We start from the raw sequence: 22,498 nt of genomic DNA on the forward strand, positions 1-22,498 counted from the left end.
GCTGCGCCCTCCTTCGCCGCTCACCCGTGCCCCTGCTCGACCAGCTCGTCGATGACATCCACGTCCGGGAGGTGCGGGGCCAGCGGCGGCAGCTCCTCGAGCGACCCGAGACCGAGCCGCTGCAGGAAGTAGGGCGTCGTGCCGTACAGCATCGCACCGCCCTCGGTGTCCTGGCCGAGCTCGTGGATGAGCCCGCGGGTGAGCAACGTCCGGATGACGCCGTCGACGTTGACGCCGCGGACGGCACTCACCCGCGACCGCGAGATCGGCTGGCGGTAGGCGATGACCGCCAGCGTCTCCAGCGACGCCTGGGTCAGCCGGGCGTGCTGGCCGTCCAGCAGGAACTTCTCGATGACGGGGGCGTAGTCGGCGCGGCTGTAGATGCGCCACGCGTTGTTGATGGCGCGCAGGGCGAAGCCGCGCTGCTCGTCGTCGTACTGCCGCTCCAGGTCCTTCAGATGGCCCAGCACGTCGTCCGGGGAGATCTCCAGCGCGCCGGCGAGCTCCTCGTCGGTGACCGGCTGGTCGACCACCATGAGCACGGCCTCGATGGCCGTCCGCGCGCCGCCGGGGAAGTCGTTGATGTCGAACGCGATCTGGTCGGCGGCCTGCTCGGCGGGCTCACCGTCCGGCTCGGCCTCGACCTGCGGGGGCAGGTCAGGGGGTGTCGGGTCGTCGCTCACGCGCGTCCTCTCCTCGATCGTCCGGCGCCGGCGCGCCGGCCCGGGGGTTCTCACCGGCCTCGTCGTCGGTGTCGTGCTCGTCGAACTCGTCGCTGACCGCGACCGTGCCGTCGTCGTCGCCGGTCCAGCGCACGACGAGCTCGCCGAGCGCCTCCTCCTGCTCGAACGCCACCGCGGCCTCCTTGAACAGCTCCAGCAGCGCCAGGAAGCGGGCCACGATCACCAGCGTGGAGTCCGCGTCCTCGACGAGCGTCCGGAACGAGGCCGTGCGCCGCTCCCGGAGCCGCTCGACGACCAGCGTCGCCTGCTCGCGCACGCTCACCTGGGCGGCGTGCAGGTGGGCCAGGCCGACGGTCGGCTCCGGCTTCGGCGTCATCGCCCGTGCTGCGATGACGGCGAGCTGGTCGGGCGTGACGTTCATGATCAGCTCGGGCAGCAGGCCGGCGAACCGCTCCTCCAGCCCTGCTTGCCGGGCGGTCATCCGGCCGTACGTCTCCATCCGCCGGGCGAACGTGCCGGCGACCTCCTTGAACGCGCGGTACTGCAGCAGCCGAGCGAACAGCAGGTCGCGTGCCTCGATGAGGGCGAGGTCCTCGTCGTCGTCCGGCCCGGACTGTGGCAGCAGGCGCGCCGCCTTGAGGTCCAGCAGCGTCGCGGCGATGAGCAGGAACTCCGACGCCTGGCTGAGGTCCCAGTCCGCCTCGGCCGCCTGGGCGGCGCGGATGTGGGCGATGAAGTCGTCGGTGACCTTCGACAGGGCGATCTCGGTCACGTCGAGCTTGTGCTTGGAGATCAGCCCGAGCAACAGCTCGAACGGGCCGGAGAAGACGTCCAGGCTGACCTGGAACGGTGCTACGGCAGCGCGACGGGTCAGCACCCCGCCGGGGGTCGCCTCCGCGTCCACCGGGACGACCGGGGGCGCTGCGGAGCCGGCCTCCGAGTGCTCGGAGACCTCCTCGACCACCATTCGGATCAGGCCGCCTCGCCACGCGCGATGAGCTCGCGCGCCAGCTGGCGGTAGGCCTCGGCGGCCCCGTGCGTCGAGGCGTACGTCGTGATGGGCTCGGCGGCCAGGGTCGCGTCCGGGAACTTCACCGTGCGGGTGATGACCGTGTGGAAGACCTTCTCGCCGAAGTGGTCGACCACGCTCTTGACGACGTCCCGGCTGTGCAGGGTGCGGCCGTCGTACATCGTGGCGAGGATGCCGTCGACCTGCAGCCGCGGGTTGAGCCGGTCGGTGACCTTCTCGATCGTCTCGACCAGCAGGGCCACGCCGCGCATCGCGAAGAACTCGCACTCCAGCGGGATGAGCACCCCGTGGGAGGCGGTGAGGGCGTTGACGGTGAGCAGCCCGAGCGATGGCTGGCAGTCGATCAGGACGACGTCGTAGTCGTCGAGCACCGGGCGGATGGCTCGACCGAGGACCATCTCTCGCGCGACCTCACCGACGAGCTGGACCTCGGCGGCCGACAGGTCGATGTTCGCCGGGATGATGTCCAGGTTCGGGGTGGCGGTGTGCTGGATGACGTCCTTGATGTCGTGGCCGGGCTCGACCAGCAGGTTGTAGATCGTGACGTCCAGCTCGTGCGCGCGGACCCCGAGGCCGACCGACAGCGCGCCCTGGGGGTCGAAGTCGACGAGCAGCACCTTGCGGCCGTACTCCGCGAGCGCGGCGCCGAGGTTGATGGTGCTGGTGGTCTTGCCGACCCCGCCCTTCTGGTTGCACATCGCGATCACGCGGGCAGGGCCGTGCTGCGCCAGGGGCTGCGGCGCAGGAAAAGCCGGCAGCGGGCGCCCGGTCGGGCCGATCTGACCCTTCTCGGCACCCTCGGTGCCGGGCAGGCGCTCGTGCGACGCGTTTTCGGTTGCGGCCTGAGATGTCACCAGATCACTCCCGGGTTCGATGGCGTTCGGCGTCACGCCGATCGCGCCCAACCTAACGTACGGTCACAACGCCCGGGGGTGTGCCTGGGCGAAGACCTCACGTAGCTGTTGTACCGAGATCATGGTGTAGATCTGCGTCGTCGTCACGGAGGCGTGGCCGAGAAGTTCCTGAACGACGCGCACATCGGCACCGCCGTCAAGCAGGTGCGTGGCGAAGGAGTGGCGCAACGTGTGGGGGCTGACGTGCGCGAGCCCGGCGCGCTCCGCGGTGCGCTGGATGATCGTCCAGGCGCTCTGCCGCGACAGCCGACCGCCCCGTTGGTTGAGGAACAGCGCCGGCGTGCCGGTCGAGCTCAGCGCCGGACGGCCACGGACCAGATAGGTCGAGAGCGCGTCCTCCGCGTAGCTACCCAATGGCAGGAGTCGCTCCTTGGAACCCTTGCCGAGCACGCGCACGCTGTGCTGCCCGAGGTCGACGTCGTCGACGTCCAGGCCGGTTGCCTCGCTCACCCGGGCGCCGATGCCGTACAGCAGCTCCAGCAGCGCCCGGTCGCGGAAGGCGACCGGGGTGTCGCCCACGCTCGCGGCGGCCAGCAGCCGCTCGACCTGGTCCAGGGAGATGGCCTTCGGCAGCCGGCGCGGCGCCCGGGGCGGCGTCACGGACCCGGCCGCGTCACCGGGGGTCTCACCTTCCAGCGCGAGGAAGCGGTGCAGACCGCGGACGGCGACCAGGGTGCGCGCGGTCGAGCTGGCCGCGAGGGGCGGGTGGTCGGAGTCGCCCTCCCTCAGGTGCGCCACGAACTGCGTGACGTGCGCCTCCGTCGCCGACCGGGGGTCGTCCACGCCGTGCGCCTGCAGGAACGCGCAGTAGCGGCGCAGGTCCCGCTCGTACGCGCGCAGGGTGTGCACGGACGCACCGCGCTCCACGCGCAGGTGGTCCAGCCAGCCACGCACCGACCGTTGCACCGTTCACCTCCTCGGACGAGCGGATTCTGCCAGGGCACAACGACATCCGGGTGTCTGCTCGCCCGCGCGTCGCGCGCGGGTTCTGGCAACTGCGACTCACCGGGCGGTCTCGCGGTGGGAGGGTGTGCGCCATGCAGCTGTACGCCGACCTCCGCGGCCGCCGGACCCGCCAGCTCGTGACCGACACCCTGGTCCTGACGTGGGTGCTGGTCTGGGTCGCGGTGGGGCGTTCCATCGCGACCCACATCAGCGACGCCGGCGGCTCCGCGCGTCACATGGAGGACGGCGGCCGTGACTTCGCCTCGAGCATGAGCGACGCCGGTGACCGCCTGCGCAAGGTGCCGGTCGTCGGCGACGACCTCAAGCCGCCGTTCGACAAGGCGTCTCAGGCCGGCAGCAGCATCTCCCAGGCGGGCCGGGACATCCAGGACGGCTTCGACCGGCTGGGTCTGCTGCTCGGGATCCTGGTCGCCGCACTGCCGATCTGCCTGGTGGTCCTGGTCTGGGCGCAGGCGCGCTGGCGGTACGCCCGCCGCGTGGAGACGGCACGGAAGCTGGACGCCCTGCTGCACGAGGAGTCGGCGACCGAGGTGGTCCGGCACATGGTGGGTCTCGACCTGGCGTCGCTGGGCCTGCTCTCGCGCCACGACACCGCGACTGCGGAGCAGAGCCCAGCGACCTAGCCCCCCTCGACCTCAGTCGGACGAGCCGGGGGTCACCAGCGTCGCGTGCAGATCGGCCGCCGGCGGCGTCCAGGACGCGGCGTCGGCGTCGACCTGGTCACCGGAGCGGATGTCCTTCACCGCGTCACCGCCGCGCTCCCCCGCGCCCGGGAACCAGACGTAGGGGATGCCGCGGCGGTCGGCGAACTGGATCTGCTTGCCGAACTTCGCCGCCTTCGGCGCGACCAGGGTCGGCACGCCACGAGACCGCAGCGCGGCCGCGATGCGGATCGAGTCCGAGCGCGTCTCCTCGTCGTTGACCGCGACCAGGACGGCCGCCGGCGTCTCCCTGGAGGCCGTCAGGCCCTCCTCGCCGATCAGCAGGCCGAGCAGCCGCGAGACACCGATCGAGATGCCGACGCCGGGGTAGGTGCGCTTGCCGTCCGAGGCGAGCGCGTCGTACCGGCCGCCGGAGCAGACCGAGCCGTAGCCGGGGTCGCGCTCGAGCATCGTCTCGTAGACCGTGCCGGTGTAGTAGTCCAGGCCACGGGCGATGCGCAGGTCGGCCACCGCCACACCGGGCGCGTGCTCGGCGGCGGTCTCCATCACCGACGCCAGGTGGGTGAGGCCCTCCTCCAGCACCGGGTGCGACACGCCGAGGGCGCGGACCTGCTGCACGAACGAGGTGTCGGAGGTCCGGATCCGGGCAAGCGCCAGGCAGCGGTCGGCCTGCTCCTGGGAGCACCCCGCGGCCAGGAGCAGCGACGCGACGCCGTCCTCGCCGATCTTGTCCAGCTTGTCGACGATCCGGAGGGTCCCGATGACGTCCTCGATGCCGATCGCGCGGTAGAAGCCCTCGCAGATCTTCCGGTTGTTGACGTGGACCTGGTAGGCGCCGACCGGCAGCCGGCCGAAGACGTCCGCGATGACCAGCAGCAGCTCTGCCTCGTAGTGCCCGGGCAGCTCGGCGGCGTCGATGATGTCGACGTCCGCCTGGATGAACTCGCGGTAGCGCCCGCGCTGCGGCCGCTCGCCCCGCCAGGCCGGCTGGATCTGGTAGCGGCGGAACGGGAACGTCAGCTTCCCGGAGTTCTCCAGGACGTACCGGGCGAAGGGGACGGTCAGGTCGAAGTGCAGCCCGAGACGTGCCTCGTCGTCGCCGCCGGCGAGCCGGGAGACGGCGTAGATCTCCTTGTCGGCGTCCTCGCCCTGGTCGGAGAGGCGCTCCACGGGCTCGACGGCCCGGGTGCTGACGGAGGCGAAACCGTGCAGCTCGAAGACCTCGCGGATCGTGTCGAGGACGTACTGCTCGGCGATGCGCTCGCGCGGCAGCCACTCCTGGAAGCCGCTGATGGGGGTGACCTTGCTGGCCATGGTGATCCTTACAGGTTGGTCAGGTACGGGTTGGTCACACGCTCGCGGGCGATGGTGGTCGCGGGTCCGTGGCCGGGCAGCACGAGGGTGGTGTCCGGCAGCGGCAGGACGACGTCGCGCAGCGACCGCTGCATCGCCTCGTCGTCACCGCCGGGCAGGTCGGTGCGCCCGATGGACCCGGCGAACAGCACGTCGCCGGCGAGCAGGCTCGATGACACCTCGACCTCGTCCGGCAGCCCGTCGGGCACCTGGTCGAGGGAGAACATCACCGAGCCCTCGGTATGGCCGGGGGCATGGCGGACGCCGATCCGCAGGCCGGCGAGCTCCAGCGACTGCGCGTCGGTGAGCTCACGGACGTCCTCGGGCTCGGTCCACGACGCCTTCGTCCCGAACTGCTGCTCGAGCATCGCCACCAGCCCGGAGCCCAGGCCACCGAGCGGGTCCTTGAGTCGGTAGCGGTCGTCCTCGTGGATGTACGCGCCGATCCGGCCGCCGCAGACGGGCGTCACGGAGTAGACGTGGTCCGCGTGCCCGTGCGTCAGCAGCACAGCCGTGGGCTTGAGGTCGAGCTCACGCAGCACCTCGCGGAGCTGCTCCTCGACGCCGATCCCGGGATCGACGACGACGCACTCCTGCCCTCGACCGGGGGCGAGGACGTAGCAGTTCGTGCCGAACGCTGCGGCGGGGAAGGAGACGGTCAGCACGCCAGCAGCCTACGGGCGGCGGCGTCCTCCCCGGCACGGGGTGAGTGCGGGGGCCGGCATCCACCGTCACCAGGTCGTGATGAATCCAGCGTTCCGCCTGTCAACGACATCCGTAGACTGTCCCGCACCCGTCGCTATGTCAGGAGTTGCTGCGTGCTGCCCCGAACCCGGACCCGTTCCGTTGCTGTGGGCGCCGCCGTGGCGCTCGCCCTCGCCCTCGCTGCGTGCGGCTCCGAGACCTCCGGAGGTGCGGGGTCCTCCCCCACCGCCGACGCGACGCCATCGGCCGCGTCCACCACGACGTCCGCGGCCTCGCCCTCCGGTGGCGCCTGCTCGGCTCCACCACAGCTGCCGGGCTCCGTGCCGTCGTTCTCCGCGCCGCCCGACAAGGCGACCGCGGCTGGCAAGACGTTCGAGGCGACCATCCACACGAACTGTGGTGACATCACCCTCGAGCTCGACGGCGCCAAGGCACCGCAGACTGTCGCGTCGTTCGTGCAACTGGCGCAGAAGGCGTACTGGAAGGACAGCCCCTGTCACCGGCTGACCACCGCCGGTCTGCATGTGCTGCAGTGCGGCGACCCCACGGGGACCGGCTCCGGCGGACCGGGTTACGGCTACGGCATCGAGAACGCCCCGGTCGACGGCAATTATCCTGCCGGGACGCTGGCCATGGCGCGCGGGCAACTCCCGGACACCAATGGCGGTCAGTTCTTCTTCGTGTACGACACGACGGCGCTTCCGACCGACGGGGGCGGGTACAGCATCTTTGGCCGGGTGACCTCGGGCATGGACATCCTGGCGCGGATCGCGAAGGCTGGCGTCGAGAGCACATCCGCCAATCCCTATGACGGCCCACCTGCACAGCCCATCAGCATCTTGTCCGTTGCTGTCACTGAGAAGAAGGCCTGAGCACCATGTCTGACACCCCGACCGACGACACCGTCACCACGGCGTCGGCCGACGAGCTGTCCACGGACGCGTCGACGCCGCAGGCGCCGGTCCAGGAGAGCGCGGCCGCGCCGAGCCCGTCCCAGGACGACACCACCGCGACTCCAGTCGCCGGCGAGCCCCACCCATTGTCCGAGACGGCGACCCCACCGTCTGAGGACCACACCGACAAGCCCCCTGCTGCCGCCGAGGCCGAGGCCGACGCCGAGAAGTCGGCCACGCCTGCAGCGCCCGAGCCCGCGGCGCCGGCCGCGGCTGCTGCACCCGAGCCCGAAACACCGGCCACCGCTCCTGCGCCCGAGCCGGAGTCGGCCGCACCTGCCCCGGAGCCCACCGACCCGAAGCCGTCCGTCCCGACGCCAGGATCGATCCCGACGCCCGCGGCGGTCCGCCCGACGCCGCACCCGCCGGCCGCTGACAGCCCGGCCGCTGCCGTACCGGACCCGGTGCACGCTCCGGCGAGCAACGCCGCCTCGTTCGGTCGGGTCGCCGAGGACGGCACCGTGTTCGTGACGACCCCGGACGGTGAGCGCGAGGTCGGCTCGTATCCCGGCTCGACCCCCCAGGAGGCGCTGTCCTACTTCGCGCGCAAGTACGACGAGCTCGCGTCCACCGCGACCCTGCTGCTGCAGCGCGTCACCCAGACCGACCTGAGCACCCACGACGGGCAGGAGTCGCTCAAGGCGCTGCGGGCACAGATCGGTGACGCCCACGTCGTCGGCGACCTCGCCCAGCTCGACGCCACGGTGGAGCAGATCGCGACGGCGCTCAAGGCGAAGTCGCAGGTCGAGGGTGAGGCTCGCGCTGCCGCCAAGAAGGCGGCCCTGGAGAAGCGCGAGGCGGTCGTGGCCGAGGCCGAGACGATCGCGGCGCAGCCGGTCGAGAAGGTCCAGTGGAAGCAGAGCACGACGCGGATGCGCCAGCTGCTGGATGAGTGGAAGGCGTTGCAGCGCAGCGAGGCTCGTCTGGACAAGGAGCGCGAGAACACCCTCTGGCACCGCTTCTCCACTGCCCGCAACGGGTTCGACAAGACCCGCCGCTCGCACTTCGCCCGCCTGGACGAGCAGCACGCCGACGCCAAGCGCGAGAAGGAGCGCCTGGTCACCGAGGCCGAGCGGCTCGCGGCCAGCAAGGACTGGGGGCCGACCGCGTCGGCGTTCAAGCGGCTGATGGGCGAGTGGCGCCAGGCCGGGCGAGCGGCTCGCTCGGACGACGACGCGCTGTGGCAGCGGTTCAAGGCCGCCCAGGACTCCTTCTTCCACGCCAAGGACGAGGTCGTCGCCGCCGAGAACGTCGAGTTCGAGGCGAACCTGAAGGTCAAGGAGGAGCTGCTCACGCAGGCGCAGGCGCTGCTCCCGGTGAAGGACCTCCCCGCCACCAAGGCGTCCCTGCGCACGATCCAGGACAGGTGGGACGCCGCCGGCAAGGTGCCCCGCAAGGACATGGACCGGATCGAACGGGCCATGCGCAAGGTCGAGCAGACCGTGCGCGACGCCGAGGACGCCCGCTGGAAGAAGACCGACCCCGAGCACGCTGCGCGAGCCCAGTCGATGGTCGACCAGCTGGAAGCAGCGGTGCAGGGGCTCAAGGACGACCTGGCCAAGGCCGAGGCGACCGGTGACGCGCGCAAGATCAAGACCGCCCAGGACGCGCTCGCGGCCCGTCAGGTGTGGCTCGACCAGGCCCGCGGCGGATTGGCCGAGTTCGGTGGCTGACTCCTCGACACTCACCTACTCCCCTTCCGGATTCACCACCGACGACAGCGCCGACGGCCTGTGCATCTACCTGGATGCCAGCCCGTCGCCGTTCCACGCCTGTGAGACCACCGCGGCCATGCTGGACGGCGCCGGCTTCACTCGGCTGGACGAGACGGACGCATGGCCGACCGGTCGCGGGCGCTACTACCTCGTGCGCGGTGGCTCGCTCATCGCCTGGTCGACCGAGCACGCGGCGGACGCCGCCTCGCCCCTACGGCTGATCGGTGCCCACACCGACTCCCCCAACCTGAGGGTGAAGCCGCGCCCGGACCTCGCTCGCGCCGGCTGGCAGCTGCTCGGCGTCGAAGTGTACGGCGGCGCGCTGGAGAGCTCCTGGCTCGACCGTGACCTGGGCCTGTCCGGCCGGGTCGCGGTGCGCGGTGCCCACGGCATCCAGGCACAGCTGCTGCGTGTCGACGACCCGGTGCTACGCGTCTCCCAGCTGGCGCCGCACCTGGACCGCTCGGTACGGACCGAAGGTCTGAAGCTCAACGCCCAGCAGCACATGGCCCCGCACTGGGGGCTCGGCGAGGAGCCGGGCGACTTCATCGGGTTCGTGGCAGACCAGCTCGACGTCGCCGCCGAGGACGTCCTCGGCTGGGACTTCATGACCCACGACCTGACGCCCGCGCGACGTACCGGTCTGCGGCGCGACACCGTGGCCGGCGCACGGCAGGACAACCTGGCCACCAGCTACGCGGCCACGCGCGCGCTGATCGCGGCCGTCGACGTCGAGCCGGTGCGTCCGACCATCCAGGTGATCGCCCTGTTCGACCACGAGGAGGTCGGCAGCGTCTCCGAGCGCGGCGCGGCGTCGTCCCTGCTGATGACGACGCTCGAGCGGATGACGGCGTCCCTGGGCGGGTCCCGCGAGGACCTGCACCGGTCGATCGCCGGCGGAGTCATCGCCTCCGGCGACATGGCCCACGCCACGCACCCGAACTACGCCGACCGGCACGAGCCCCAGCACACCATCGCCATGAACGGCGGCCCGGTACTGAAGACCAACACGGGGCTGAAGTACGCCACCGACGGGATGGGCGGTGCGGCGTTCCGCCTGGCGTGCGAGCAGGCGGGCGTGCCGTGCCAGGACTTCGTGATGCGCAGCGACCTGCCCTGCGGCTCGACCGTCGGGCCGATCACCTCTGCGCTCACCGGTGGGTCCACCGTCGACTTCGGGGCGCCCACGCTGTCGATGCACTCGACGCGGGAGCTCACCGGAGCCGAGGACCAGGCGATGTACGCGGCCGCGCTCGCCTGCTTCCTGTCGCCGGCCTGACGCCGGGGCGCTTCCGCCGCCAGGACAACTCGGTCAGGCCGAGGCGTCCTGGCGTCGCTCCCCCGCTCCGGTGATCCGGTAGACGTCGAACACCCCGTCGATCCGGCGCACGGCGCGCATGACGTGGTCCAGGTGGCTCGGGTCTCCCATCTCGAAGGTGAACTTGGAGATGGCGACCCGGTCCCGGCTGGTGCTCACGCTCGCGGACAGGATGTTGACGTGCTGGTCGGACAGCACCCGGGTGACGTCCGACAGCAGCCGGTTGCGGTCCAGCGCCTCGACCTGCAGCTGGACCAGGAACACGCTCTCGGCCGAGGGCGCCCAGGCGACGTTGATGAGGCGTTCCGGCTGGCTGAGCAGCTGCTCGGCGTTCGTGCAGTCGCGACGGTGCACCGAGACGCCCTTGCCGGTGGTGACGAACCCGATGATGTCGTCCCCGGGCACCGGCATGCAGCAGCGGGCGAGCTTGATCCAGACGTCGTCGGTGCCCACCACTGTCACGCCCGGGTCGTTGAGCCGTTTGCGGACCGAGGCCGGCGTCGTGGCCTCGGCGATGTCCTCGGTCGTCCCGTCCTCGCCGCCGAGTGAGGCGACCAGCTGACGCACGACGTGCTCGGCCGACACGTGGCTGTCCCCGATGGCGGCGTACAGCGCGTCGATGTCGTGGTACCGCAGCTGCTCGGCGACGTTGGTGAGCGAGTCGTGCGACATCAGCCGCTGCAGACCGAGACCCTGCTTGCGGACCGTACGCGCCAGCTGCTCCTTGCCCGACTCGATGGCCTCCTCGCGGCGCTCCTTGGAGAACCACTGGCGGATCTTGTTGCGCGCGCGGGGGCTCTTGACGAACGTCAGCCAGTCACGGCTCGGGCCGGCGCCGTCGGCCTTGGAGGTCAGGATCTCGACGACGTCGCCATTCTCCAGCGGGCTCTCCAGCGGCACCAGGCGCCCGTTGACCCGCCCGCCGATGCAGTGGTGCCCGACCTCGGTGTGCACGGCGTAGGCGAAGTCGACCGGAGTGGATCCCGCTGGGAGCCCGATGATCTCGCCGGTCGGGGTGAACACGTACACCTCCCGGCTGCCGACGTCGAACCGCAGCGTCTCGAGGAACTCGCCCGGGTCGGAGGTCTCCCGCTGCCACTCCAGCAGCTGGCGCAGCCAGGCCATGTCGTTGATCGGACCGGCGTCCCCGGCCGGTGCGACCTCACCGACCGCGGCGCTGCGCGCGTCCTCCTTGTACTTCCAGTGCGCGGCGACGCCGTACTCGGCCCTTCGGTGCATCTGGTAGGTCCGGATCTGGATCTCGATCGGCTTGCCGTCCGGACCGATGACCGTCGTGTGCAACGACTGGTACATGTTGAACTTCGGCATCGCGATGTAGTCCTTGAACCGCCCGGGCAGGGGGCTCCACCGCGTATGGATCGTGCCGAGGACGGCGTAGCAGTCGCGCACCGACTCCACCAGGACGCGCAGCGCGACGAGGTCGTAGATGTCCTCGAAGTCACGGCCGCGCACGATCATCTTCTGGTAGACGCTGTAGTAGTGCTTGGGCCGACCGGTCACGGTGCCCTTGATCTTGGCCGCCCGCAGGTCCGCGGTCACCTGGTCGCGGACACCCTTGAGGTACTCCTCGCGGGCGGGCGCGCGGTCGGCGACCATCCGGACGATCTCGTCGTACACCTTCGGGTAGAGCGTGGCGAAGGAGAGGTCCTCCAGCTCCCACTTGATGGTGTTCATCCCGAGGCGGTGCGCCAGCGGGGCGAAGATCTCCAGCGTCTCGGTGGCCTTGCGCTGCGCGGACTCGGCCGAGACGTACCGCCACGTCCGGGCGTTGTGCAGCCGGTCGGCGAGCTTGATCACCAGCACTCGGATGTCGCGGGCCATGGCGATCACCATCTTGCGCACGGTCTCGGCCTGCGCGGCGTCGCCGTAGGTGACCTTGTCGAGCTTGGTGACGCCGTCGACCAGCATCGCGATCTCGTCGCCGAAGTCGGAGCGCAGCTGGTCCAGGGAGTACTCGGTGTCCTCGACCGTGTCGTGCAGCAGGGCCGCCGCGAGCGTGGGCGGTGTCATGCCGAGCTCGGCGAGGATCGTCGTCACCGCGAGCGGGTGGGTGATGTACGGGTCGCCGCTCTTGCGCATCTGGCCGCGGTGGTAGCGCTCGGCCACCTCGTACGCCCGCTCGATGAGGGCGGTGTCGGCCTTGGGGTGCGTCGTCCGCACGGTCCGCAGCAGCGGCTCGAGGACGCGGTTCGAGCTGCTGTGACGGGGGCCGCCGAGGCGCACCAACCGGGCCCGCACGCGTGACGTGCTGGGTGCCTGGTGCCGGAACTCCTCAGCCATGACGAAAGTCTAGAGGTCGCCGGATCGGCGTACGCACGGCAGGCGGAGGACGCGGTCTGACCCCGGCCTCAGACGGTCGCCACGGTCCGCAGGTCGTAGCCCTCGAGGTGCGTGCGGCCGTGCAGGGACGCTAGCTCGAGGAGCACCTGGACGGCGTGCACCTCTCCCCCGGCCCGTTCCACCAGGGCGCACGCGGCTGCCGCCGTACCGCCGGTCGCGAGGACATCGTCCAGGACGAGCACCCGGCGGTGGTCCTCGAACGCACCGGCGTGCACCTCGACCTCGGCCGTCCCGTACTCGAGCGCGTACGCCGTCGACACGGTCTCGCCGGGCAGCTTGCCCGCCTTGCGGATCGGGACGAACGGCACGCCGAGTGCCAGCGCGATCGGCGCACCGATGATGAAGCCGCGCGCCTCGACGCCGGCGACGGCGTCGACGTGCCCGCGGTGCTGGGCGGCGATGTCGTCGATCACCACGGTGAACGCGTCCGGCGCCCCGAACAGGGGGGTGAGGTCCTTGAACAGCACCCCCGGCTTCGGGAAGTCGGGGACGTCCCGCGTGTGCTTCAGCAGCTCCTCGGAGGCCGTGCCCATGCTCAGCGGTCCCGATCCCGGTCCAGGCGAGCCAGCGGGTGGGTCTCGCGCTTCTTGGTACGGGTGGCCCGAGCGGCCGCGGCGGCCGCCGCGCGCTCCGGCTCGACGACACCGGACGCCGACTCACCGGGCGTCGCGCGTGGGGTGTCGGCCTCGGTGAGCGCTGCACGCTGCGAGGTCTGGTACGCCTTCGCGCGGGCCGCGAGCTCCTTGATGGCCGGCTCCCCACGTCGCAGGTCCGCCAGCAGCGGGGTCGCGATGAAGATCGAGGAGTACGCGCCGACCGCGATACCGATGAACAGCGACAGGGACAGGTCCAGCAGCGTGCCCGGGCCGAGCATCGTGAAGCCGACGACCAGGATGGCCCCGATCGGCAGCAGCGCGACGACGGTCGTGTTGATCGACCGGACCAGCGTCTGGTTGACCGCATAGTTGGCCGCCTGGTCGTAGTTGCGTTGACCGGTCACGAACGCCTCGTGGGTGTTCTCGCGCACCTTGTCGAACACCACGACCGTGTCGTAGATCGAGTACCCGAGGATCGTCAGGAAGCCGATCATCGTCGCCGGCGACACCTCGAAGCCGGTCAGGGCGTAGATGCCGACCGTGAAGAACAGGTCGTGGATCACCGCGACGATCGCCGCCAGGGCCATCTTCCAGGTGCGGAAGTAGAGCGCGAGCACCACGCTGAGCAGCGCGAGGAACCACAGCAGCGCCTGCACGGCCTTGCGGGTGACGGTCTCACCCCACGAGGGACCGATGAACTGGGAGTCGATCTGCGCGGCCGGGACACCGAACTCCTTGGCGAGGGCGCCGCGCACCTCCTCGGTGGCAGCGGCCGTGCCGTTGCCGAGCTTCTCGGTCTGGATACGGATGTCCCGGTCACCCAGCTTGGTGACGATCAGGTTGTCCTCGGTGCCGGTCGCCTGGTGCACGGCGTCCTGCGCGCGGGTGTCGAAGTTCTGGGTGTTGGTGACCCCACGGACCTTGAGCTCGGCGCCACCGCTGAACTCCAGGCTCAGGTTGAGGCCGCGGCCGAACAGGCCGAGCGCGGCGATGAGCAGCAGCACCGCGGTGATGCCGTACCAGAGCTTGCGACGGCCGATGAAGTTGATCTGCCGGCGACCGGTGTAGAGGTCGTTGCCGAACTGGGCGAAGCTGGCCATCAGATCTGTCCTCCTGCGGCCGCGCGACGGCGGTCCGCGATCGTCACCCGGCCGCGACCGGCGTACGTCACGCCCTTGGCGCCCAGCCGGTCCGGGTCGAAGCCGGACCACTTGTGGCCGCTCCCGAAGAACTTCGTGCGCGCCAGCAGCGTGAGCAGCGGGTGGGTGAACATCATGACGACCACGATGTCGATGAGCGTGGTGAGGCCGAGGGTGAACGCGAAGGCCTTCACGTTGGCCTCGGACAGGATGTACAGGACCGCCGATGCCAGGAAGTTCACGACGTCGGAGATGATGATCGTCCGCCGCGCGCGCTGCCAGCCAGTCTCCACGGCCGACCGCAGTGGTCGGCCGGATCTGACTTCGTCACGGACGCGTTCGAAGTAGACGATGAAGCTGTCTGCGGTGACACCGATCGCCACGATCAGACCCGTGACGCCGGCCATCGTGAGGCGGAAGTTGTTGGCGTAGCCGAGGAAGGTCACCAGGCCGTAGGTGAAGAGGGCCGAGATGACCAGCGACGCGACCGTGACCAGGCCGAGCACGCGGTACTGGAACAGCGAGTACAGCACCACGAGCAGCATGCCGACGGCGCCGGCGAGCAGACCCTTCTGCAGCTGGTCCTGGCCCAGCTGCGGGCTGATCTGGTCGTTGGTCAGCTGGGTGAACGAGAACGGCAGCGCGCCGAACTTCAGCTCGTCGGCGAGCAGCTTTCCGCTGGCGGGGGTGAACCCGCCGGTGATCTGCGCCTCGCCGTTGGTGATGGGCTCCCGGGTGCCGAGCGCCTCCAGCACCTGACCGTCGACGATGATCGCCGAGCGGTTGCGGTCGGCGTCGGACTGCAGCGCGGCGAGCCGCGTGGTCATCGCCCCGAACGCCTTCTTGCCCGCGTCGTTGAACTTCAGGTTGATCTGCGTCCCACCGGTCTGGACGCCCTGCTGGTTGGTCTCCGGACCAGAGGTGGCGTCGGTGATCGAGTCACCCTTGACCTCGACCGGGCCGAGCAGGAACTTGTTCTGCTGGGTCTGGTCGCACATCACCACCGGCTGGCCCGCCGGGGCGTTCGAGGCGATCAGCCGCGTCTCGTTGTCGGTGCAGCTGTACTCCTGCAGCAGGTCCTGGTACGTCGAGCCCTGGTCGACGACGCCGCCCTTGACCCAGACCGCGCTCACGGGCTGCTGCGCCCACGCGGGGTCGCTCGGGTTCTTGGGCTTGTTGGCCGTCGCCGTGGTGGGACTCTGGGTCGCTCCGGCGGTCATACTCGGCGTCGGCGTCGGCGTGGCAGCAGCCGGGAAGGCCTGCGGGTAGACACCGTTCGCGCCCGTGGACGAGGACGAGGGAGCGCTGCTCACCGTCGGCGAGGCGGACGGGGAGGTCGACCCCGATGCGGACGGCGACGCGGTCGCCTTCGGGACGCTGGGCGGCTGCGGGAGCGTCCGGGTCGGCGGCTCGTTGCGCGTCGAGGCGATCACGGCGCGGAACGACAGGGCCGAGGAGCGGGACAGGGAGTTGAGGATCTCCTTGCTCGGCTCGCCCGGAAGCGACACGACGATGTTGCGCTCGCCGAGCGTGGTGACCTCGGCCTCGGAGACGCCGGTGCCGTCGACGCGCTTGCGGATGATGTCGACCGCACGCTCGACCTGACCGCTGTTGATCTTCTGCGAGCCCTCGCCGATGACCGGCTCGAGCGTGATCTGACGGCCACCCTCGAGGTCGAGACCGAGCTTGGGAGTCCACTGGCCCTTCGCGTCCCCCAGCACGGTGGTCGCGCCGATGCCGGCGAACAGCGCGACGATCAGGGCCACGAGCGTCAGCAGGACGGCCTTGGGGTGGCCGTTCGTACGGCTCGGACGGTTACGAGTTGCCACAGATGGTCCTCAGGATCCCTGGCGCGGGGTCGAGCCCTCGCCGGTCGAGTCGGAGTCGTCTTGAGTGCTCGGGCGCTCGGTCTCGGCCTCGGCCGGGGCGTCGGACGGCTCGGCCGCAGCGCTCGCGACGGTCGGTGGGACGATGGCGCGACGGTCGAACCGGAGCACCACCCCGGGCGCGGCCTCGATGCTGCCCGCCTGCTCGTCCAGCGCGACGAGCCGACCCAGCAGGCCGGACGTCGTCGCGACCTCGTCGCCGATCCGCAGCTCGGCCTGCGCCTGCTGGAACTGCCGGTTGCGGCGCCGCTGGGTCCAGAACATCAGCGCGATGAGCAGCACCGGGAGCAGCAGGATCAGCAGGCTTGCAGCGCTGCCACCTTGCGAAGCGGCTGTCGCCAGAGACGGCATCAAGTGTCTTTCCTCACCGTGGATGGTCGGTCGCGACCGGCGTACGCGGGCACCGCACACTGGTTGCCGGGCCAACGGCAGAGTGTAGGTGAGCCCGACCACCCGCCCAACTCTGGGTGTGAGGAAATTCTCCTCCGCCGCGCAAGCGGGTCAGGGGCTGAACCGGCCTTCTCCCTCGTCGAACGGCAGGGGCTGCGCGGAGGTTCCTGCGGAGACCGGCGGCGTGAGCCCGAGATGCTCCCAGGCGGCGGGCGCGGCAGCACGGCCGCGGGGCGTCCGGAGCATGTATCCCTCGCGCACGAGGTAGGGCTCCGCGACCGTCTCGACGGTGTCGGGCTCCTCCCCCACCGCCACCGCCAGGGTGGACAGGCCGACAGGACCCCCGCCGAACCGGCGGCACAGGGCCTCCAGCACGCCGCGGTCGAGCCGGTCCAGGCCGCGCGCATCCACGTCGAACAGCTCCAGCGCCGCATGCGAGGCCGGGAGGTCCACGACGCCGGTGCCGTGGACCTGGGCGTAGTCGCGCACGCGTCGCAGCAGCCGGTTGGCGATCCGGGGAGTGCCGCGGGACCGGCCGGCAATCTCCTCGATGCCCTGGCGGGTCGCCTCGACGTCGAGCAGCGTGGCGTTGCGGGTGAGGATCGTCGCGAGGTCAGTGGACGTGTAGTAGTCCAGGTGACCGGTGAAGCCGAACCGGTCGCGCAGCGGCGCGGGCAGGAGGCCGGCCCGGGTGGTCGCGCCGACGACGGTGAACGGCGGCAGCTCCAGCGGGATGGCGGTCGCGCCCGGCCCCTTGCCGACGACGACGTCGACGCGGAAGTCCTCCATCGCCAGGTAGAGCATCTCCTCGGCCGGGCGGGCCATCCGGTGGATCTCGTCCAGGAAGAGGACCTCCCCCTCCGCGAGCGAGGACAGGATCGCGGCGAGGTCGCCGGCGTGCTGGATCGCCGGCCCGCTGGTGATGCGGATCGGCTGCTCGAGCTCGGCGGCGATGATCATGGCCAGCGAGGTCTTCCCCAGACCGGGAGGGCCAGAGAGCAGCACGTGGTCCGGCGGGGTGCCGCGCCGGCGCGCCGCCTCCAGGACCAGTGCCAGCTGGTCGCTGACGCGCGGCTGGCCGGGGAACTCCGAGAGCCGCTTGGGCCGCAGCGCCGCCTCGACCCGCCGTTCGTCGTCGTCACCGCGCGGGTCGACGACGCGCGCCGTGGCGTCGTAGGACGCGTCGTCGTACAAGGAGTCGTCGTACGACGAAGGGTCGAACGCGGCGTCCTCGGGAGCGCTCATCGGCCGAGCTCACGCAGCGCGAGACGCAGGAGGGAGGACACGTCGCCGGACTGCGGACCGGCGGCGAGCACCTTGCCGACGGCGTCGTCGGCCTGCTTCGCCGACCAGCCCAGGCCGACCAGGGCCTCGGCGACCTGGCCGCGTGCGGGCGAGCCGTTGCCGGCCGCGACGACCGTGGCAGCGCCGCCGGGGATCGCGCCGACCTTGTCGCGCAGCTCCAGGACGATCCGCTCGGCGCCCTTCTTGCCGATACCGGGCACCTTGGTCAGGGCGACGACGTCACCGCCGGAGATCGCGGCCCGCAGGGAGTCCGGCGGGTGCACCGCGAGCATGGCCAGCGCGAGCCGCGGACCTACGCCGCTCACCGTCTGCACCTGCTCGAAGAGGTCGCGCTCGGCCTCGTCGGCGAACCCGAACAGCGTCAGCGAGTCCTCGCGGACGACCAGGGAGGTCGCGAGCCGCGCCTCCTGGCCGCGTCGCAGCCCGCTCGCCGTGCCGGGCGTGACGTGCACGAGCATGCCCACTCCCCCGACCTCGAGCACGACGTGGTCGAGCCCGGCCGTGGCCACGGCGCCGCGCAGGCTCGCGATCATCGCCGCACTCCCGCGCGCCGGCGCGCCACGGCCTGGGCCAGCCGGTCCTCGGCCCCACCGCGCCACACGTGGCAGATGGCCAGCGCCAGCGCGTCGGCGGCGTCCGCCGGTCGGGGCGCCACGTCCAGCCGCAGGATGCGGGTGACCATGCTCGTCACCTGCGCCTTGTCGGCGCGGCCGTTGCCGGTCACGGCGGCCTTCACCTCCGAGGGTGTGTGCATCGCCAGCGGCAGGCCGCGGCGGGCGGCGCCGAGCATCGGGACGGCGGAGGCCTGTGCGGTGCCCATGATCCCCTTGATGTTGGCCTTGGCGAACACCCGCTCGACGGCCACCGCGTCCGGCTGGTGGGCCTCGAACCAGTGCTCCATCTCGCTCTGCAGGGCGTACAGCCGGCTCGCCGGGTCGTCGGCCACGGGCGTACGGATCACCCCGACGGCCACCATCCGCAGCGGCTGTCCGACGCCGCCGTCGACGACGCCGAGCCCGCACCGGGTCAGACCCGGATCGACACCCAGGACACGCACCGGGCCTCCTCACACGCTGGATCCACCGAACAGGTGTTCGGTCAGGGCGACGCTATCGCGCCCGCGCGGACGATCCGTGCAGATGCGGCGCGGCGTGTCCGGCTCGCCGGCTCAGTCCTCGGCGTCGAGCGCGGCGAGGACGTCGTCGGACACGTCGCCGTTGGCGTAGACGTTCTGGACGTCGTCGCTGTCCTCGAGAGCCTCGATGATGCGGAACATCTTCTTGGCGCCCGCCTCGTCCAGCGGCACCTCGACGCTCGGCAGCCACGACGCCTCGGCCGAGTCGTAGTCGATGCCCGCGCTCTGCAGCGACTCGCGGACCGACACGAAGTCGCCCGCCTCGGAGACGATCTCGAAGGAGTCGCCGAGGTCGTTGACCTCCTCGGCGCCGGAGTCCAGGACGACCTCCAGGAGCCCGTCCTCGGTCGCGTCGGCGGAGTCCTTCTGCGCCTTCGGGACGATGACCACGCCCTTGCGGCCGAACAGGTAGGCGACCGAGCCGGACTCGGCCATCGAGCCGCCGTTCTTCTGCAGGGCGGTACGGACCTCGGCGACAGCGCGGTTCTTGTTGTCGGTCAGACACTCGATCAGGAGGGCGACCCCGCCGGGTGCGTACCCCTCGTACGTCAGCGCCTGGTAGTCGGCGCCACCGGCCTCGGCACCCGATCCGCGCTTGACCGCACGGTCGATGTTGTCGTTGGGGACCGAGGACTTCTTGGCCTTCTGGATCGCGTCGAACAGGGTCGGGTTGCCCGTGGGGTCACCGCCGCCCTGGCGTGCGGCGACCTCGATGTTCTTGATGAGCTTGGCGAAGAGCTTGCCCCGCTTGGCGTCGATCGCAGCCTTCTTGTGCTTCGTCGTCGCCCATTTGGAGTGACCGCTCATGTCTCCCGTTCCCTGCGTCGCTGAGCCGTGCCCCAGCCAGGGCACCGCACGATCCTAGCGAGCAGCGGCCGGCCGCCCCAGCCTCGGGGCGGCCGACCGGGTACGCCGTGCTCAGTGCCGGTCGACGCCGGCGACGCCGGGGCGGCCCGCCTCGACGTACACCTCGGCGCGGTCGGCGATCGGAGCGTCCGGGGTGGTGACCGCGCTCACGACGCGGTAGTCGGTACGCCAGTGGCCGGGCGTCACGACGCACCGCTGGTAGCCGCGCTGGGAGCTGGCGAACTTCAGGTGCGGGTTCTGCGAGAGCCACGTGGTCCCGGTGGCGTCCATGTCGGCACCGTTGCCGCCCGAGGAGATGGACGTGCCGAGGAACTCCACGCCGACCGTCGGCGACGCCTGGTCGCGGTAGTCCAGCTTCAGGTCGGCGGTGGCGCTGCGGTGCGCGTCGCCGGTGATCACGACGGTGTTCTCGACCTTGCGCTCGTGCAGGACGTCGTACCAGCGCTGGCGGGCGTTGGCGTACCCCATCCAGGTGTCGAGGCTGTAGCTCTCGGCCGGGCCGGCCTTGCCGTCGGCGTCGAACGTCACGACCTGGTTGGCGAGGACCTTCCAGGTGGCGGTCGAGGAGGACAGGCCGCTGGTGAGCCAGCTCTCCTGCTCGGCACCGAGCATGGTCCGGCCCGGCTGGTAGCGGTCGGTGCACGGCTGGGCGCAGCCCTCGAGCTGGTCGTCGCGGTACTGGCGGGTGTCCAGCACGTTGAACTCCGCCAGCCGCCCGTAGCGGATCCGGCGGTAGAGCTGCATGTCCGGGCCGGTCGGCATCGACCGCCGACGCAGCGGCATGTGCTCGTAGTACGCCTGGTACGCGGCGGCACGGCGCTTCAGGAAGACCGCGCGGTCCTGGTCGGGCTCTTGGTCCGGCTCGGAGATGTCGTTCGCGTAGTTATTCTCGACCTCGTGGTCGTCGGGCGTCACGATCCAGGGTGCGGCGGCGTGTGCGGCGCGCAGGTCGGGGTCGGTCTTGTACTGGGAGTACCGGAGCCGGTAGTCCGGCAGCGTGAAGATCTCCGCGCCCGAGGCGTGCGAGCGGCCGGGGAGCGTGCTCTTGCCGACGCCCTCGTAGATGTAGTCGCCGAGGTGGACGACCAGGTCCAGGTCGTCCTGCGCCATGTGCCGGTACGCGGTGAAGTAGCCGGCGGGCAGGTTCTGGCAGCTGGTGAAGGCGAAGCGCAGCTCCTTCAGCTCGGCGCCGTACGCGGGGGCGGTACGGGTCCGGCCGACCGGGCTGAGCTCGTTGCCGGCGCGGAAGCGGTACCAGTACTCGCGGTCCGGGAGGAGGCCGCTCAGCTCGACGTGGACCGAGTGCGCGAGCTCGGGCACGGCGCGCTCGGAGCCGGCGCGTACGACGCTGTCGTTCTTGAAGGTCGGGTCCGTGGCGACCTGCCACTGGACCTGGACCGGCTTGTCCCCCATGCCGGCTCGGCCGTCCGCGGCGAGCGGGCTCGGGGCCAGGCGGGTCCACAGGACGACGCCGTCCGGGGCCGGATCGCCGCTGGCGACACCGAGCGTGAACGGGTCGGTGCCGGACCAGGGCGTGGCACCGGCCGGTGCGGAGGACCGGGTGAGGACGGTGGCGGCGGACAGGCCGGTGGCACCGGTGAGACCGATGAGGTGGCGGCGGCTGAGCTGGGGCACGGGGATGCTCCTTGACGGGGACGAAGGGGTGCGGCCCCAGTCATCCGTGCCGGGTCGACCTCCCGGCGTCAGCGGCGCAAAATCTCGGTGACGAAGAAGCGATGGATCCGGTGGTCGCCCGTCACCTCGGGGTGGAACGACGTCGCCAGCAACGAACCCTGGCGGACGGCGACGACCCGTCCGGCGGCCGGCCCGTCCGGCACCGTGGCCAGCACCTCGACGGCCGGCCCGACGGCCTCGACCCAGGGAGCCCGGATGAACACCGCACGGATCGGGGCGCCGTCCACGCCGGACATCGTCAGGTCGGTCTCGAACGAGTCGACCTGACGGCCGAAGGCGTTGCGACGCACGGTGACGTCGAGGCCGCCGATCGTCTGCTGGTCGGTCGTGCTGTCCAGGACCTTGTCCGCGAGCAGGATCATGCCGGCGCAGGAGCCGTAGGCGGGCATCCCCCGGGCGATCCGCTCGCGCAACGGCTGCTGCAGGTCGAACGCCCGCAGCAGCTTGTCCATCGTCGTCGACTCGCCGCCGGGCAGGACCAGCCCGTCGACGCGCTCGACCTCCTCCGGGCGGCGGACGGCGATCGCGTGCGCCCCGGACTCCTCGAGGGCTCGCAGGTGCTCACGGACGTCGCCCTGTACGGCCAGGACCCCGACGACAGGCGATGACATGGCGGCGAGGTTAACCCGCGGCGCGCGGAGCACTCGGGTCAGGTCGCCACGAGACAGGCCTGAGCTGCGGTCGCTCGTTGAGCCGGGGCGAGGCGCCGGCTCAGGCCCCGCCGAGTCGTCCGCACGAGTCTCCCCCGACGGCACCGGGTTTCGACTCGCCTCCGCTAGCGCTCCGGCGGCTCAACCGGCGGGGGCCGGCACGGCGCACGGCGTT

The 22,498-nt window shown here is 71.1% G+C and carries 21 protein-coding genes; 4 read left to right on the plus strand and 17 right to left on the minus strand.

Features of this window, described 5'->3' with window-relative positions; translation table 11 throughout:
* Nucleotides 1–20: 20 nt before the first annotated feature.
* From scpB to xerD, 4 genes are all read right to left on the minus strand, one after another.
* Complete coding sequence (gene scpB, locus P4R38_RS18640; RefSeq protein WP_409201285.1) at nt 21–683, minus strand: SMC-Scp complex subunit ScpB; 663 nt, start codon at nt 681–683, stop codon at nt 21–23.
* Nucleotides 658–1,650 carry a segregation and condensation protein A gene (locus P4R38_RS18645; RefSeq protein WP_277193465.1) on the minus strand — a complete coding sequence of 331 codons (993 nt, stop codon included), beginning with the start codon at nt 1,648–1,650 and terminating at the stop codon, nt 658–660. Before P4R38_RS18645 ends, scpB begins: the two co-directional genes overlap by 26 nt.
* 5 nt (nt 1,651–1,655) lie before the next feature.
* Nucleotides 1,656–2,567 carry a ParA family protein gene (locus tag P4R38_RS18650; protein ID WP_409201286.1) on the minus strand — a complete coding sequence of 304 codons (912 nt, stop codon included), beginning with the start codon at nt 2,565–2,567 and terminating at the stop codon, nt 1,656–1,658.
* A gap of 63 nt (nt 2,568–2,630) precedes the next feature.
* Nucleotides 2,631–3,533 carry a site-specific tyrosine recombinase XerD gene (gene xerD / locus P4R38_RS18655; protein ID WP_277193466.1) on the minus strand — a complete coding sequence of 301 codons (903 nt, stop codon included), beginning with the start codon at nt 3,531–3,533 and terminating at the stop codon, nt 2,631–2,633.
* Nucleotides 3,534–3,664: 131 nt separating this feature from the next.
* Here xerD and P4R38_RS18660 point away from each other — a divergent pair, with 131 nt between their 5' ends.
* Entirely contained in the window at nt 3,665–4,216 is a 552-nt protein-coding gene (locus P4R38_RS18660; RefSeq protein WP_277193467.1) for a hypothetical protein, read from the plus strand.
* A 12-nt stretch (nt 4,217–4,228) separates the two neighbouring features.
* Here P4R38_RS18660 and hisS read toward each other — a convergent pair whose 3' ends face one another.
* Both hisS and P4R38_RS18670 read right to left on the minus strand, forming a co-directional pair.
* Complete coding sequence (hisS, locus tag P4R38_RS18665) at nt 4,229–5,569, minus strand: histidine--tRNA ligase (RefSeq protein WP_277193468.1); 1,341 nt, start codon at nt 5,567–5,569, stop codon at nt 4,229–4,231.
* Between the two features lie 8 nt (nt 5,570–5,577).
* Complete coding sequence (locus P4R38_RS18670; RefSeq protein WP_277193469.1) at nt 5,578–6,273, minus strand: MBL fold metallo-hydrolase; 696 nt, start codon at nt 6,271–6,273, stop codon at nt 5,578–5,580.
* A 360-nt stretch (nt 6,274–6,633) separates the two neighbouring features.
* Here P4R38_RS18670 and P4R38_RS18675 point away from each other — a divergent pair, with 360 nt between their 5' ends.
* From P4R38_RS18675 to P4R38_RS18685, 3 genes are read left to right on the plus strand one after another with little or no spacing between them, the layout of a single operon-like run.
* Nucleotides 6,634–7,185 (plus strand): peptidylprolyl isomerase, encoded by a 552-nt coding sequence (locus tag P4R38_RS18675; RefSeq protein ID WP_277193470.1) that lies wholly within the window; start codon nt 6,634–6,636, stop codon nt 7,183–7,185.
* Between the two features lie 5 nt (nt 7,186–7,190).
* On the plus strand, nt 7,191–8,939 hold the full coding sequence (locus tag P4R38_RS18680; protein WP_277193471.1) for a DUF349 domain-containing protein: 1,749 nt from the start codon (nt 7,191–7,193) through the stop codon (nt 8,937–8,939).
* Nucleotides 8,932–10,260 carry a M18 family aminopeptidase gene (locus P4R38_RS18685; RefSeq protein ID WP_277193472.1) on the plus strand — a complete coding sequence of 443 codons (1,329 nt, stop codon included), beginning with the start codon at nt 8,932–8,934 and terminating at the stop codon, nt 10,258–10,260. Before P4R38_RS18680 ends, P4R38_RS18685 begins: the two co-directional genes overlap by 8 nt.
* Before the next feature lie 33 nt (nt 10,261–10,293).
* Here the strand turns inward: P4R38_RS18685 and P4R38_RS18690 are convergent, their stop codons facing one another.
* The 11 genes from P4R38_RS18690 to pdxT form a co-directional block, all read right to left on the minus strand.
* Nucleotides 10,294–12,600, minus strand: a complete 2,307-nt coding sequence (locus P4R38_RS18690) for a RelA/SpoT family protein (RefSeq protein ID WP_277193473.1) — start codon at nt 12,598–12,600, stop codon at nt 10,294–10,296.
* A gap of 68 nt (nt 12,601–12,668) precedes the next feature.
* Nucleotides 12,669–13,193: an adenine phosphoribosyltransferase gene (locus P4R38_RS18695; RefSeq protein ID WP_277193474.1), complete on the minus strand. Its 525-nt coding sequence runs from the start codon at nt 13,191–13,193 to the stop codon at nt 12,669–12,671.
* A 2-nt stretch (nt 13,194–13,195) separates the two neighbouring features.
* Nucleotides 13,196–14,356, minus strand: coding sequence for a protein translocase subunit SecF (gene secF / locus P4R38_RS18700; RefSeq protein ID WP_275240062.1), 1,161 nt, complete (start codon nt 14,354–14,356; stop codon nt 13,196–13,198).
* Nucleotides 14,356–16,224, minus strand: a complete 1,869-nt coding sequence (gene secD / locus P4R38_RS18705) for a protein translocase subunit SecD (RefSeq protein WP_277193475.1) — start codon at nt 16,222–16,224, stop codon at nt 14,356–14,358. Before secD ends, secF begins: the two co-directional genes overlap by 1 nt.
* A 9-nt stretch (nt 16,225–16,233) precedes the next feature.
* On the minus strand, nt 16,234–16,632 hold the full coding sequence (locus P4R38_RS18710; protein ID WP_275240060.1) for a preprotein translocase subunit YajC: 399 nt from the start codon (nt 16,630–16,632) through the stop codon (nt 16,234–16,236).
* A 150-nt stretch (nt 16,633–16,782) separates the two neighbouring features.
* Nucleotides 16,783–17,916: a Holliday junction branch migration DNA helicase RuvB gene (ruvB, locus tag P4R38_RS18715; protein WP_277193476.1), complete on the minus strand. Its 1,134-nt coding sequence runs from the start codon at nt 17,914–17,916 to the stop codon at nt 16,783–16,785.
* Entirely contained in the window at nt 17,913–18,509 is a 597-nt protein-coding gene (ruvA, locus tag P4R38_RS18720; RefSeq protein WP_277193477.1) for a Holliday junction branch migration protein RuvA, read from the minus strand. The genes ruvB and ruvA overlap by 4 nt, the downstream gene beginning before the upstream one ends.
* Entirely contained in the window at nt 18,506–19,033 is a 528-nt protein-coding gene (ruvC, locus tag P4R38_RS18725) for a crossover junction endodeoxyribonuclease RuvC (protein WP_277193478.1), read from the minus strand. Before ruvC ends, ruvA begins: the two co-directional genes overlap by 4 nt.
* A gap of 111 nt (nt 19,034–19,144) precedes the next feature.
* Nucleotides 19,145–19,918 carry a YebC/PmpR family DNA-binding transcriptional regulator gene (locus P4R38_RS18730; protein ID WP_277193479.1) on the minus strand — a complete coding sequence of 258 codons (774 nt, stop codon included), beginning with the start codon at nt 19,916–19,918 and terminating at the stop codon, nt 19,145–19,147.
* 111 nt (nt 19,919–20,029) lie between these two features.
* Complete coding sequence (locus P4R38_RS18735; RefSeq protein WP_277193480.1) at nt 20,030–21,613, minus strand: alkaline phosphatase D family protein; 1,584 nt, start codon at nt 21,611–21,613, stop codon at nt 20,030–20,032.
* Between the two features lie 68 nt (nt 21,614–21,681).
* Complete coding sequence (gene pdxT, locus P4R38_RS18740) at nt 21,682–22,284, minus strand: pyridoxal 5'-phosphate synthase glutaminase subunit PdxT (RefSeq protein WP_277193481.1); 603 nt, start codon at nt 22,282–22,284, stop codon at nt 21,682–21,684.
* Between the last annotated feature and the right edge of the window lie 214 nt (nt 22,285–22,498).

It is taken from the genome of Luteipulveratus flavus, assembly GCF_029439465.1.
In the GTDB taxonomy this organism is placed as follows: Bacteria; Actinomycetota; Actinomycetes; order Actinomycetales; family Dermatophilaceae; genus Luteipulveratus; species Luteipulveratus flavus.

Coding starts and splice junctions, on each gene's coding strand:
- P4R38_RS18645 (WP_277193465.1), bottom strand. CDS start 1,650: ATGGTGGTCGAGGAGGTCTCCGAGCACTCGGAGGCCGGCTCCGCAGCG.
- P4R38_RS18660 (WP_277193467.1), top strand. CDS start 3,665: ATGCAGCTGTACGCCGACCTCCGCGGCCGCCGGACCCGCCAGCTCGTG.
- hisS (WP_277193468.1), bottom strand. CDS start 5,569: ATGGCCAGCAAGGTCACCCCCATCAGCGGCTTCCAGGAGTGGCTGCCG.
- P4R38_RS18680 (WP_277193471.1), top strand. CDS start 7,191: ATGTCTGACACCCCGACCGACGACACCGTCACCACGGCGTCGGCCGAC.
- P4R38_RS18690 (WP_277193473.1), bottom strand. CDS start 12,600: ATGGCTGAGGAGTTCCGGCACCAGGCACCCAGCACGTCACGCGTGCGG.
- P4R38_RS18695 (WP_277193474.1), bottom strand. CDS start 13,193: ATGGGCACGGCCTCCGAGGAGCTGCTGAAGCACACGCGGGACGTCCCC.
- secF (WP_275240062.1), bottom strand. CDS start 14,356: ATGGCCAGCTTCGCCCAGTTCGGCAACGACCTCTACACCGGTCGCCGG.
- P4R38_RS18710 (WP_275240060.1), bottom strand. CDS start 16,632: ATGCCGTCTCTGGCGACAGCCGCTTCGCAAGGTGGCAGCGCTGCAAGC.
- ruvB (WP_277193476.1), bottom strand. CDS start 17,916: ATGAGCGCTCCCGAGGACGCCGCGTTCGACCCTTCGTCGTACGACGAC.
- ruvA (WP_277193477.1), bottom strand. CDS start 18,509: ATGATCGCGAGCCTGCGCGGCGCCGTGGCCACGGCCGGGCTCGACCAC.
- P4R38_RS18730 (WP_277193479.1), bottom strand. CDS start 19,918: ATGAGCGGTCACTCCAAATGGGCGACGACGAAGCACAAGAAGGCTGCG.
- pdxT (WP_277193481.1), bottom strand. CDS start 22,284: ATGTCATCGCCTGTCGTCGGGGTCCTGGCCGTACAGGGCGACGTCCGT.